Source organism: Aureicoccus marinus (genome assembly GCF_002954325.1).
Lineage (GTDB): Bacteria > Bacteroidota > Bacteroidia > Flavobacteriales > Flavobacteriaceae > Aureicoccus > Aureicoccus marinus.
Window position 1 is genome coordinate 505,547 of the sequence record NZ_MQVX01000001.1, and the last position, 12,113, is coordinate 517,659.

A 12,113-nucleotide genomic window follows, 5' to 3' on the forward strand; every position below is an offset into this window, starting at 1 on the left:
GAAGAGATCCTTGGGAATCCGGACTACCTTGCCATTTCTTATGGTGGTTACAGGCAAAACACCCGAGATATTCAACCGACGGTTGATGAACTTAAGGAAGATATGCTGATCCTTAAGGCTATGGGGGTAGGGATGTTACGTACCTACAATACTCATTTTGAACAGGCAGGGAATATACTCCAGGCCATTCGGGAATTAAAGAATGAGGACCCGCAGTTCGAAATGTATGTGATGCTTGGAATATGGATCAATTGCGAAAATGCTTTTACTGGTGTTCCCAACCACGATAATCAAGATATAATTTCCAATACAGCGGAGGTAGATCGTGCCGTTGAGTTGGCTAAGACCTACCCCGACATAGTTAAGGTTTTAGCCGTCGGAAACGAAGCGATGGTGAAATGGGCAGCCAGTTATTTTGTGCAGCCCGGTGTCATTCTGGGTTGGGTGAAGTACTTGCAAGATTTAAAAGTTCAGGGTGTCCTTGATCGCAATCTCTGGATCACCTCTTCTGATAATTTCGCCTCTTGGGGCGGTGGGGGTCAGGAATACCACGTCGATGCTTTGAATCAGCTTTGGGAAGCAGTCGATTACGTATCGATGCACACTTATCCCATGCACGATACCCATTACAATCCTTCCTTTTGGGGAATGCTTCCCGACGAGCAAGTTCAGGAGAAGAAGGTGAAAATTGAAGTGGCTATGGAAAGGGCTCTGTCGTATGCCCAGGCGCAATACGATAGTGTGGTCGCCTACGGAAAACACATTGGTGTTAACAAGCCCATTCATATTGGCGAGACGGGCTGGGCGACTTCTTCAAATGGATTCTATGGTGAAACGGGGTCCAAAGCTACTGATGAGTACAAGGAGGGTCTTTACCACCGTATGATGCGGGAATGGACCAATAAAAATAATATCAGCTGCTTCTTTTTTGAGGCTTTTGATGAAAATTGGAAAGACGCGCTCAATCCGGGAGGATCTGAGAATCACTTTGGACTTATCACCATAGATGGTACAGTGAAATACGCCCTTTGGGATTTGGTGGATCAAGGCGCTTTTGAAGGTATTTCACGGGGAGGTAATCCTTTGAAAAAATCATGGGGAGGAAATTTGGATTCACTCTTGAGTAATACTGAGGTTCCACCATTAAATGAAAGAATTGATTAAGTGTTTATGAAAATGAAATTAAACTTCTTTTCATGGTCATTTGCTGTAATAATGGTATTCATTATTGCGGGTAGTTGGTTGAATTCATGCAAGAGTTTACCGGTTGCAAATGCTATCAAAACAGAAGGAAGACAATTGCTGGTTAATAATCAACCCTTCTTTATCAAGGGGATCTGTTATCATCCTGTTCCTCCAAACAAAACAAAGAGGTCTTTTGATCGTATTGAAGAAGACCTGGACCTCATGTTAAAAGCTGGGATCAATACCATTCGGGTTTATGAACCTATCCAGGAAAAAGAGGTCATGGATTTAATTGCTGAAAAGGGACTCTTTGTGATTGTAGGCTTTGGTTATAATCAAGGTGGACAATTTGACGTGCTTTCTGGAACTTATCTCGATTATGTGCGCTCCTACAAGAATCACCCGGCTGTTCTTCTTTGGGAATTGGGTAATGAGTACAATTATCATCCGGAATGGTTCTCGGGAGACATAAAAAACTGGTACAGAGCTATGAATGAAGCTGCCAAGGCCATTCATGCAGAAGATCCTGCACATCCTGTTACAACGGCTCATGGAGAATTACCTGACAAGCTCGCTTTGGCCATGGGAACCGAAATTGATATTTGGGGAATGAATGTATATCGATGGGACAAACCAGGCCCCATTTTTGATCAATGGAAGCAAATAAGTACTAAACCGATGTACCTCTCGGAAGCAGGAGGAGATAGCTATATGACCTACGGAAGTCATGGTTATGACCAAGGGCCTAATCAAAAAGCTCAGGCAGACGCTAATGCCAATATTCTGAAGGCCATATTTGCTAGAAAAGATATTGGTTCCGGTGTAGCCTTGTTTTCTTACACCGATGGCTGGTGGAAGGCCGGCAACCCAGATAAACAGGATCCCGGAGGATTTGCCCCTAACAGCAGCGGAGTACCTTATGACAGAACTGCCAATGAGGAGTATTGGGGAATTGTTGATCTAAACCGGAAGCAGAAAGAAGCCTTTCAGGTGGTGAAAAAATACTACACAGATGAAATTGATTAAAACCAATCTCTTATGGCTAGGTCTTTTAACCGTGGTTATTCTTGGAGGGTGCGGAACAAATATCTCCGAAATGAAGGTTGAGGTTTTTGAAACATCAGCTTCGGGCAATAGTCTAAGCAAAAGAACCAATTTTAGTCCATCAGCAGATCGTACTGCCATCCGTATTTCTATTCAACCAGAAGAAAAATTTCAAGAGATAACAGGTTTCGGAGGAGCATTTACTGAAGCCTCGGCTCATCTATTGAATCAAATGAGCCAAGACAAAAGAGATGAAATAATGGAAGCTTACTTCGGTGAGAGTGGGGCGCGTTATTCTCTTACCCGTACACACATGAACTCTTGCGATTTTTCACTTTCGAACTATTCGTATGCAGAAGTTCCGGGAGATACCGAATTGTCACATTTCAGTATAGAGCCGGATTTGGATGATTTAATCCCCATGATTAAATCGGCTCAAGAGGTTTCAAAGGAAGGGTTTAGAATATTAGCTTCTCCTTGGACTGCTCCTCCTTGGATGAAAGACAACAACGCCTATGTAGGGGGTAAATTATTACCTGAAAACCACAACTCCTGGGCTCTATTTTTTTCGAAATACATCAAGGCCTATCAAGAGCAGGGTATTCCCATTTGGGGCGTGACGGTAGAGAATGAGCCTTTAGGAAACGGAAACAATTGGGAGAGTATGCACTACACCCCAAAGGAGATGACGGATTTTGTACGGGATTATCTAGGACCCAAATTGAAAACAGATGGATTCGGAGAAGTCAAAATTCTCGGATATGATCAAAACCGCGAGCACCTAAACGAGTGGATAGACGCCATGTACAATTCCGAAGAAAATGCCCAATATTTTGATGGAACCGCAATTCACTGGTATGCCAGCACCTATGAGGTGTTCCCTGATGCCTTGCAATATGCGCACAAAAAGGCCCCTGGACAACATTTGATTCAATCGGAAGCTTGCGTAGACGCAGAAATTCCTCATTGGCAAGAAGATGCTTGGTATTGGGAAAAGGAAGCCACAGACTGGGGTTTTGATTGGGCCTTGGAAAAAGACAAACACCTGCACCCTAAATATGTACCGGTTTACCGCTACGCGAGAGATATTATCGGATGTTTGAACAATTGGGTTGATGGTTGGATTGATTGGAATATGGTCCTTGATAGACAAGGAGGGCCCAACTGGTTTAAAAATTGGTGCGTCGCGCCGGTGATTGTGGATCCGGAGCAGAACCAGGTCTATTATACTCCGCTTTTTTATACCCTCAGCCATTTTAGCCGGTACATCCGCCCAGGAGCATACAGGGTCGGATTTGAGGTGTCGGAGTCTGACTTAGAAGTTACCGCTGCTGAGAATCCGGATGGTTCTTTAATTGTAGTGCTCTTTAATTCTACGGAACAGTCCAGGTCTTATAGTCTGGAAATTGACGACTCTTTGTTTAGCGGCGATATTAGCGGACAGGCAATACAGACCTTGGTGGTTAAAAGAACGTCCTTGATTAAAAAGCAGGACGGATAAAAAAAATAGGGATGGGTAAATCAAAAACCGCTTCAAGAGATCGGGTAAGTTTAGTTCAAAAAGCAGCATTTGGTTCGGGTCATTTAGTGAACAACCTGTTGCCGGGTGCCCTGAGCTTTTTTATGTTTTTCCTGTTGACGGCCTTTGGAATGGATCCGGTCAAGGCAGGATTATTGGGTGCCCTCCCGAGGGTATTCGATGCCCTTACAGATCCCATAATGGGCTTTATATCGGATAATACGACTTCTAGATGGGGCCGTAGAAGACCCTATATTTTTATTGGAGCTATCCTTAGTGGGGTGCTTTTTGCCATATTATGGCAATTAGATGAAAATAATTCTCCCGATTACAATTTTTGGTACTTTCTGATTGTCTCTATGATTTACCTCATAGGGAATACCATGTTCTCGACTCCCCTGATTGGGTTGGGGTATGAGATGACCTCTGACTACAACGAAAGAACACGGTTGATGGCCTTTTCACAGACGGTAGGGCAAATAGCCTGGATGATAGTCCCCTGGTTCTGGGTTATTATCGCGGATCCTGATATTTTTCCATCCCAGGCAGAAGGTGTACGAACCATGTCTCTTTATGTTGCAGGTGCCTGCATTATTTTGGGAGTTTTGCCGGCTATTTTTTGTAGAGGTATTGATTCCTCTAAAATGGAAAATCGAAAAGAGATCTCGTTCCGGACCCTTTTCACAAACTTATTTGATTTGTTCAGAGGGATTGCACAGGTGGCTAAGAACAAGGAATTTGTCCGACTTTGTGGAGCGACATTCTTGGTTTTTAATGGTTTTCAACTCGTTGCTTCTTTCGCAACCTTTATTATCGTATTCTCTATGTACAACGGAGATTATGGGGCCGCGAATCCTTGGCCGGGATGGTTCGCAACCATACAGGCTATATTAACAGCCTTCATCGTTATTCCTATTATTTCTTGGATGGCCAACCGTTGGGGTAAAAAGAAGGCTTTTGTGATCTCTACCTTAATTTCTGTTGTTGGTTATGGAATGAAATGGTGGGGATTTGATTCTGCAGCCAACGCGCGTTTTAATGAAACATCTCTAGGGAAGTCGCTCAATTCTGCTGTGGGATCAGTATTTGAATACTTGAATCCCTTTTTGGATTCGATGAATATGTCTTGGTTTAGTATAGACACCTCTGCTGGAGGGCCCTGGTTGATATTTTTGCCTTTGCCCTTAATGGCATTTGGTATTGGAGGGTTATTTACCCTTATGATGAGTATGACTGCTGATGTATGTGACCTGGATGAGTTGAAGAATGGTATGCCCAGAAAAGAAGGTACCTTCGGTGCAATTTACTGGTGGATGGTTAAGCTCGGCCAAGGATTGGCACTTATATTAAGTGGGCTAGTTCTCAAGTTTGTTGGATTCGATCAAAATATTACGGTTCAAGCAGAAGAGACCATGATCAATTTGCGTATAGCGGATATTATTATCCCTATAGCAACTGCGCTTTTGGCGATCTGGGTCATGTATAAATACGGGCTCTCAGAAAGGAAAGCCAAAGAAATCAAAGCTACCTTGGTAGAAAGAAGAGGAGAATTATAAATAGTTGGAAATAGAAATTATATTAAATGTCTTTTAAAGGAGAACGTACTTTTGACGATAAGTTTAGAGAAGACAAAGTGTTGTCGCTTACCACGCGAAAGGCTTTGGAGGAGAGGAAGAATCTTAAAAAACGTTTTGGCAGGTTCTGGAAAGAAGGAATACACGGTTTGTGTTTCAGTCCTTATGAAGAAGGACAGTCTCCAGGGGATATTATCAGTGAGGAGCAAATTAGAAGAAGAATGGCTCTCATTGCGCCTCACACCGAATGGATCAGGTCGTTTTCGTGCACAGAAGGCAATGAGCATATTCCACGCATTGCACGTGAGTTTGGATTAAAAACTCTTGTGGGAGCCTGGTTGGGAACCGACGCGGAAATCAACAAGAAAGAAGTACGTGGCTTGATCGATTTATGTTCTGAGGGAATGGTTGATATCGCTGCGGTGGGGAATGAAGTGCTCTATAGAGGGGATTTATCCCGAGAAGAGCTCCTGGACTTTATTCATCAGGTAAAAAATAAGGTTGACGTTCCTGTTGGTTATGTTGATGCCTATTATGAGTTCACCGATCATCCGGATATAACGGAGGCATGCGATGTCCTTCTTGCCAATTGTTACCCTTATTGGGAGGCCTGTCCCTTTGAATACTCTTTACTCTATATGAAAGAGATGTATGCTCAGGCCAAGGCCGCAGCAAATGGTAAGCCTGTCATTATATCAGAGACCGGCTGGCCCAGTCAAGGTGCTGGTTTGCATACCGCGCTGCCATCTAAAGAGAATGCAATGGGTTATTACATCAACACCCAACAATGGACCAAACAAGACGATATCCCCGTCTTTTACTTCTCTTCCTTTGATGAATCCTGGAAAGTTGGAGCCGAAGGTGATGTCGGAGCTTATTGGGGTATTATGGACAAAGAAGAAAAACTGAAGTTCTAAGGTATTTCGATTTGTCAAAAAGGTATAGGGGCCGCTTCTTAGGAAGTGGCCTTTTTTATGTGTCCATATCAGTGACTTGAGAGTTCTGTTTTGTCAAAATTGACGATTAAACTATATTCGTCAAAACGTAAAATTTGTCAACAGCACGAAATAAATGGCTCGATGCCGCAGAGGTCACTTTTCAGAAGTACGGTTACCAAAAAACTTCCTTGGAAGCAGTTGCCCAGCAAGCTCAGAAGGCGAAAGGGGCGATTTACTATCACTTTGGCAGTAAGGAGCGACTATTTGAGGAGCTGGTCCTCAAAGACCTGGAAAAGGTCAAAAGAACCTTGGAAGAGGTCTTCTTGATGGAAAAAGCAGATGCCAAGGAGCGGATCCGCTTTTATATGTTGGCCCGAATGAAAGCCTTTTACGATTCTCCTCATTACCGCGAAACCTTAAGACCCGAATTTTACGAACACCACCGATTTATGGACGCCCAAAAAGAGGCGCTGGCTCAGTGGGAAATTGGTCAAATCCTTTCTTTACTCGAAAGAGGAGTTTTAGCAGGGGACCTGGAATTACCCGGTGAGCTACGGGTCTATGCTGAGGTTCTGGTCATGCTCTTGCAGGGGCTGGAGGCAGATTTCTTTTTAAAAGGCAATTACGACCGCCTAGAGCCTCATTTTGATAACCTGATCGCTATTATTACCCGCGGCATTTCACCTTGTCCGCCCAATTAATATATATCTCATGCAGCTGATTCAACGTTTCAAGTACCTTTTTGTCTACACCATTCCCGTAACGGTTTGGATTGCCTTTCATCAGGAGGGCTGGATTACCTTTTTACCACTGATCACCTATTTTGGATTTGTTCCCTTATTGGAGTTATTGGTAAGTCCCGACAGTAGTAATTGGGACAAGAGAAAAGAGGAGGATGAAAAAAATCAGGGGCTCTACGACTGGATTCTTTTTGGGACCGTTCCGGTACAGCTTTTCTTTTTGATTTACTTCTTTGATGTCATCGCTCAGACTCCGTTTGGCAGTCTGGAGTTCTACGGTCGTGTTACGGCGATGGGATTTATGTGTGGAGTCGTTGGGATCAATGTAGGTCACGAACTGGGGCATCGCCCGGAGCGCTGGCAACAGTTTTTGGGAGAAATCCTTCTTCTGACTTCCTTGAACACCCATTTTTTACCTTACCACAATGCCGGACACCACCGCAACGTGGCTACCCCCGAAGATTCAGCAACCGCTCGAAAAAACGAAATTCTCTTTATCTACTGGTTCCGCTCTCATTTTGGGAGCTACTTGGAAGCGTGGTCTCTGGAAAACGCCCGAATGAAAGCCGAAAACAGATCTATTCTTCACTGGTCAAATCGAATGGTGATCTATTCCCTGGCGAATATTCTGGTTGTAACGGGCATTTACTTTGCTTACGGAACAGAAGTCCTTTGGGGTTTTCTGGGAGCAGCCGCTCTAGGGATCATTTTGCTGGAAACGGTCAATTATATCGAACACTACGGACTCTTGAGAAAGAAGAAAGAGAACGGGCGTTATGAGGCCGTTCGTCACCAGCACTCCTGGAACTCAGACCATCCCATAGGGCGTACCTTACTATTTAATCTATCTCGTCATTCGGATCACCACTACAACGGAAGTAAAAAATACCAGATACTCAAGTCCCATCCATCGAGTCCCAAAATGCCCACGGGTTATCCGGGCATGATGCTTTTGGCCCTGGTACCGCCGCTTTGGTTCTTCGTTATGAATAAAAAACTAGCGCCCTTCCGTCCCGCTCCGGAAGAACTACTCAAATAAAATATAGGTTGGGGTAGGGGCTTCCAATTGATCGGTAAATTCCAATAAACCGGTTTCTTCGTCCCTTTTAAAGCAGACCAGGGAACCGCTGTCTTGATTTCCGACCACCAAAAATTTACCGTCTGGCGTCAAAGAGAAATTGCGCGGGGTATCTCCACGTGTTGGGGTCCACTTCACAAGTTTGGTTTTGCCCTGCTCATCCAAAGAGAATACAGCAATACTGTTGTGTCCGCGATTACTGACATACAGAAAGCGTCCGTCGGGAGATATTTTTACCTCTGCCGTGGTGTTGGCACTTCCATCGTAATCTTCAGGTAAAGTGGGTAAGGAGGATACATAATTCAACCGGCCTTCTTCAATGCTGTACTGTGTAATGCGGGAGGTCAATTCATTGAGTACATAGAAGTAAGGCTTTTTGGGGTGAAAAGTGGCGTGGCGCGGGCCTGAACCCGCCGCAACGACAATGGAGTCCTGTAATTGAAGGGTGTTGTCTGGGGTAATGGCCGTTAGCCACAAGCGATCTGATCCCAAATCCAAGGTGATCAAATGTTTAGAATCCGGCCAAAAATGAGTGGAATGGGCGTGGGCCTTCTCCTGGCGTCCTGTGGGGCCGCTCCCTTCAAAGACGAGGGTGTCCAAGGGCTTGGTCAACTGGCCATTTTCGATGATTTGATGCAAAACAATAGAGCCTCCAGAATAGTTCGAGCTGACAACATAACCTGCTCTGTTCACCGCGATATGGCAAGGGTGCGCTCCGAGCGTTGCAGAGCTGCTGAGACGTTCAAGACCTGCCTCCGAAATGGCAAAAGAACTCAGTAGACTTTGGGGTGGTGAATTCTCCTCCACAGCCATCAGGTAGGTGGAGTCCGGCGAAAAGGCGAGAAATGAAGGGTTGAACACCTCTGCCTGTAGCTTGAGATCTGCGAATTGACCTTCACCATCCAGCTTCAGTTTGTATATGCCCTCGCTTTCGCCACGGGTATAGGTTCCCAAATAAAATGGATAGGAATTTTGTTTTTGATCTGTTGTACATCCTACTACCATTACTAGCGCTATTAAGGTGGGGCCTCCTCTTTGAAGGAGGCTTTTTCTTATATCCATATAAAATCCAATAAAAGGACACCCGCAAGACCGACTAAACCAATCACCGTTTCCATCACGGTCCAGGACCGCAAGGTATCTTTTACACTTAAATTAAAGTACTCTTTAAATAACCAAAACCCGGCATCGTTTACATGCGATAGCATGAGACTCCCAGAGCCAATTGCCAAAACCATCAGTTCAGGGCTGGTCCCCGTTTTGGCTGCGATGTCCACCGCAATACCGGCAGCGGTTAGGCCAGCAACTGTTGCAGAGCCAATCGACACTCGCAAAAGGGTGGCAATTAACCAAACCAAGAGTAAAGGGTGAACCGGCGAATCTGCAGCTAAGTCTGCGATATAGGCGCTGGCTTGACTGTCTATTAAAACTTGTTTGAGGCCACCGGCTCCGGCAATGACTAATAGGACCATGGTGATGCTGCTGACCGAATTGCTCATCGAATCCATAACCTCTTTCATGCCCCTGTTTCCACGAAGACCTAAGGTAAAAAGAGCAAAAAGAACAGAAATTAACATGGCGATTACCGGATCCCCAACGATGTGGGCTACAGGAGTGACCGGGCCTAAATCCATCACCTCGCTCAAGGTGCCTAAAAGGATCAGAAAAACGGGCATAAGGGCCGCTAAGAAACCGATGAAACGAGTAGGTAATTGATCCTCTGGCAAGGGATCAGAGTAAAAAGCTTTGATCGGATGAGCTTCAATTTTCTTTACGGTCCGGGAAAAAATGGGTCCAGCGACAATGATCGCAGGAATGGCGACCAATATGCCATAGGCCAGGGTTTTGCCTAGATTGGCGCCCAGTAATTCTGCCACTCCGGTAGGCCCCGGATGAGGCGGCAGATAACCATGGGTCACAGACAAAGAAGCCAGCATGGGCAGTCCCACGTAGAGGAGGGGTAATTTGGTGCTTCGGGCTAGGGTGAAAATAAGGGGGATCATCATCACAAAACCCACCGAGTAGAAGAGGGGAAGACCGATGATGAAACCGGTGAGCATAAGCGCCCACTGAATGTATTTTCGACCGAACTTATCAATTAAAAAGTTGGTGATTTGTTGGGCAGCTCCGCTGTCGGCGATAAGTTTCCCCAACATAGCACCCAATCCCAGGATGAGTACCATAAAGCCCAAGGTGGCTCCCATACCATTTTTAATGGCCGTCACCACTTCTTGAATACTCAATCCCAAACCGAGTCCAACACCAATAGACACGAGAATAAAGGCCAGAAAGGCGTTGAATTTAAAACGAACAGTTAAGAGAAGCAGCACCAGAATTCCGGCCGCAATGATGAGCAAGGGCATGGTCAGATTTTGCGGGAAGATAGCAGAAAATTGACAATCCACCCTTACCTTCGTTCTATGGTAAATACCCCGCAAGAACAAAAAAGAAAGGCTGCCTTAGCAGCTCTGGAAGTCATTGAATCAGGAATGAAACTCGGACTGGGAACGGGAAGCACAGCCGCCTTTATGGTTCGCGGTTTGGGGCAGCTCTATCGAGAGCACAAGCTAAACGATCTGATTTGTGTGCCTACTTCTGTTGCAACCAGGAATTTAGCGCAGGAGCAGGGATTGCCCCTCACGACAATAAATGATGTGGACCGCTTGGATTTGACCATTGATGGTACTGATGAATTTGATCCGCAGCTGAATTTAATCAAAGGGGGTGGTGGGGCTCTTTTAAGAGAAAAGATCGTCGCCTCGCTTTCGGACCGTTTTGTTATTATCGCGGACGCCTCTAAAGAAGTTGATCAATTGGGTCGTTTTCCGCTGCCGGTAGAAGTGGTGCCCTTTGCATGGAAAACAGTGGCCCGGCACATTGAAAACTCTGGTATTCAGGCCCTTTTGAGAGCATCTATGAATCCTGGTGATCCCTACAAAACGGATCAAGGAAACTACATATTGGATTTGCAGACCGGAGGCATGCCCGATCTACCCAAGATGAAGTGGATGCTCGAGGGACTTCCCGGAGTGGTTGAACACGGACTTTTCTTGGATATGGCCGACGAGGTGTTTCTTGGAAAAGAAGACCGCGTGGAGCGGATTACCAAGACGAACTAAGAGGGGGATGTACGCTTTTCTAGAAGAGAGAGGCAACGGAATCCAGCGCTACGGCAAATCCCCAAAAAACACCTAAACAAACTATTCCAGTTATCATATCTGCGATGAATTCTGCAAGCAGATCTTTGTTAACTCGTACTTTCATGGTTGATGGTTTTAGTCCAGATCCTATGGATCTATTGTAAAATTAGAGGGGCTTAAGTGTCGATCGCCGAGCGACTTATTTTGTTATTAACAAGTAATGAACAGAAAAAACGCCGCAATTTGCGGCGTTTAATCATGCTCCTTTCTTCTTTTTATTTGACTTTTTTTTACGTCTTTTTTTCGGGAGCTTGTTCTTCACCCGAGTGATTTCTTCCTCGGCAAACCGAACAAAGTCATTGTTGAAAGCTAGGCCTTTACTGCGCTTCAAAGCAGAAATCGCAGAAGTAAATTGGCCAAGACCTTCGTACAATTGCCCTTGCAATAAATGCAAGGTGGCTTTATCGGTTCCCTTTATGGTCAAAGCGAAATCAATCAATCGCTGAGCCTGATCATAATCTTCGTTAGCGAGTAACAAGCGGATGTAGTCAGGGTAAATGCCCGGCATTTCCAACTGACTGCTCATCGCTTTTTCGTAACAAGACTTCGCCGCATTGTAGTCCTCCAATTGCTCGGAATAGACCCGAGCCATAAGGCACAATGCTTTGGTGTTATCCGGCTCAAACGATAAGGCGTAATTCAACGCCTCAATCGCCTCTTCCAGTTCATAAGGATAGGCATCCAGGGCTTTAAACAAATAGGTGTTGAATACGTTTTCCACGGTACTCGAATTAATGATTAATAAATACGGGCTTCCGGGACTCATGGGAAGTGTTCCGGTACAGGGAATGGGAAACGTGTAGAAAAAAAGAATCCGAAACCCTGAGATCAGTGC

General features: G+C 45.1%; 12 protein-coding genes. 8 read left to right on the forward strand and 4 right to left on the reverse strand.

The genetic code is table 11. The features are described from left to right. Window positions 1–102: 102 nt before the first annotated feature. From BST99_RS02390 to BST99_RS02420, 7 genes are all read left to right on the forward strand, one after another. Window positions 103–1,164, forward strand: a complete 1,062-nt coding sequence (locus BST99_RS02390; RefSeq protein ID WP_317046099.1) for a glycosyl hydrolase family 17 protein — start codon at window positions 103–105, stop codon at window positions 1,162–1,164. 51 nt (window positions 1,165–1,215) lie between these two features. Continuing rightward, the gene (locus tag BST99_RS02395) at window positions 1,216–2,211 is read left to right on the forward strand and encodes a glycoside hydrolase family 2 TIM barrel-domain containing protein (RefSeq protein WP_105000377.1); all 996 of its coding nucleotides are present in this window, start codon (window positions 1,216–1,218) and stop codon (window positions 2,209–2,211) included. Then, complete coding sequence (locus BST99_RS02400; protein ID WP_105000378.1) at window positions 2,198–3,730, forward strand: glycoside hydrolase family 30 protein; 1,533 nt, start codon at window positions 2,198–2,200, stop codon at window positions 3,728–3,730. The genes BST99_RS02395 and BST99_RS02400 overlap by 14 nt, the downstream gene beginning before the upstream one ends. Window positions 3,731–3,741: 11 nt before the next feature. Further along, on the forward strand, window positions 3,742–5,304 hold the full coding sequence (locus tag BST99_RS02405) for an MFS transporter (protein WP_105000379.1): 1,563 nt from the start codon (window positions 3,742–3,744) through the stop codon (window positions 5,302–5,304). A 26-nt stretch (window positions 5,305–5,330) separates the two neighbouring features. Further along, window positions 5,331–6,239 carry a glycoside hydrolase family 17 protein gene (locus tag BST99_RS02410; protein WP_105000380.1) on the forward strand — a complete coding sequence of 303 codons (909 nt, stop codon included), beginning with the start codon at window positions 5,331–5,333 and terminating at the stop codon, window positions 6,237–6,239. Window positions 6,240–6,373: 134 nt separating this feature from the next. Next, window positions 6,374–6,961: a TetR/AcrR family transcriptional regulator gene (locus BST99_RS02415; protein ID WP_105000381.1), complete on the forward strand. Its 588-nt coding sequence runs from the start codon at window positions 6,374–6,376 to the stop codon at window positions 6,959–6,961. Window positions 6,962–6,971: 10 nt separating this feature from the next. Continuing rightward, entirely contained in the window at window positions 6,972–8,039 is a 1,068-nt protein-coding gene (locus BST99_RS02420) for an alkane 1-monooxygenase (RefSeq protein ID WP_105000382.1), read from the forward strand. On the opposite strand, the gene BST99_RS02425 is transcribed toward BST99_RS02420, so the two are convergent. Together BST99_RS02425 and BST99_RS02430 are read right to left on the reverse strand one after the other, a co-directional pair. Then, on the reverse strand, window positions 8,028–9,083 hold the full coding sequence (locus tag BST99_RS02425; protein WP_181044130.1) for a lactonase family protein: 1,056 nt from the start codon (window positions 9,081–9,083) through the stop codon (window positions 8,028–8,030). The two genes, BST99_RS02420 and BST99_RS02425, sit on opposite strands and share 12 nt — an antisense overlap. Before the next feature lie 47 nt (window positions 9,084–9,130). Then, window positions 9,131–10,441 (reverse strand): gluconate:H+ symporter, encoded by a 1,311-nt coding sequence (locus BST99_RS02430; RefSeq protein ID WP_105000384.1) that lies wholly within the window; start codon window positions 10,439–10,441, stop codon window positions 9,131–9,133. Between the two features lie 57 nt (window positions 10,442–10,498). On the opposite strand from BST99_RS02430, the gene rpiA reads away from it, so the two are divergent. Next, window positions 10,499–11,197: a ribose-5-phosphate isomerase RpiA gene (gene rpiA, locus BST99_RS02435; RefSeq protein WP_105000385.1), complete on the forward strand. Its 699-nt coding sequence runs from the start codon at window positions 10,499–10,501 to the stop codon at window positions 11,195–11,197. A 19-nt stretch (window positions 11,198–11,216) separates the two neighbouring features. On the opposite strand, the gene BST99_RS14765 is transcribed toward rpiA, so the two are convergent. Both BST99_RS14765 and BST99_RS02440 read right to left on the reverse strand, forming a co-directional pair. Next, window positions 11,217–11,342 (reverse strand): hypothetical protein, encoded by a 126-nt coding sequence (locus BST99_RS14765; protein ID WP_262494643.1) that lies wholly within the window; start codon window positions 11,340–11,342, stop codon window positions 11,217–11,219. A 132-nt stretch (window positions 11,343–11,474) separates the two neighbouring features. Further along, on the reverse strand, window positions 11,475–11,999 hold the full coding sequence (locus BST99_RS02440) for a hypothetical protein (protein WP_181044131.1): 525 nt from the start codon (window positions 11,997–11,999) through the stop codon (window positions 11,475–11,477). Window positions 12,000–12,113 lie beyond the last annotated feature (114 nt).